General features: G+C 45.5%; 2 tRNA genes and 1 rRNA gene. All 3 read left to right on the top strand.

Annotation, left to right across the window (positions count from 1 at the left end):
• Window positions 1-83: ribosomal RNA gene (locus B1R93_RS22615) — 16S ribosomal RNA — on the top strand; the annotation flags it as partial.
• A gap of 118 nt (window positions 84-201) precedes the next feature.
• Window positions 202-278: transfer RNA gene (locus B1R93_RS22610), tRNA-Ile, on the top strand.
• Between the two features lie 56 nt (window positions 279-334).
• Window positions 335-410, top strand: a tRNA-Ala gene (locus B1R93_RS22605).
• The last annotated feature ends 106 nt before the right edge of the window (window positions 411-516 follow it).

Genomic DNA, 516 nt, shown 5'->3' with positions numbered 1-516 from the left:
AGCCGCCTAAGGTGGGACAGATGATTGGGGTGAAGTCGTAACAAGGTAGCCGTATCGGAAGGTGCGGCTGGATCACCTCCTTTCTATGGAGTTTAACTCTAGTCGATATATGGTTTCGACCATATAACGCTTGTGCTTTGGTTCAGTTTTGAGAGAATTCAATCTAAAATTGAAAATCTCTTGTTCTATAAAAAATGGTGGGGGCCTGTAGCTCAGCTGGTTAGAGCGCACGCCTGATAAGCGTGAGGTCGGTGGTTCGAGTCCACTCAGGCCCACCAGTATATCATTTTCGGTAAGCTAGGAATTGAGCTTATCTATTATGTACGAGAACGATGGGGCCTTAGCTCAGCTGGGAGAGCGCCTGCCTTGCACGCAGGAGGTCAGCGGTTCGATCCCGCTAGGCTCCACCAATTAGATTAAATGGTTCTTTGAAAACTAGATAATGAATGTAAACAATGTTTTGTTCACCGGAGTCTTAACTGACTTTGTTTGAACGAGCATGTCAAGAATTCAAAA

The organism is Halalkalibacter urbisdiaboli (assembly GCF_002156385.1).
Lineage (GTDB): Bacteria > Bacillota > Bacilli > Bacillales > Bacillaceae_D > Halalkalibacter_A > Halalkalibacter_A urbisdiaboli.
Note: the sequence above shows the minus strand (reverse complement) of the source record. Positions and strands in the feature narration are given on the sequence as shown.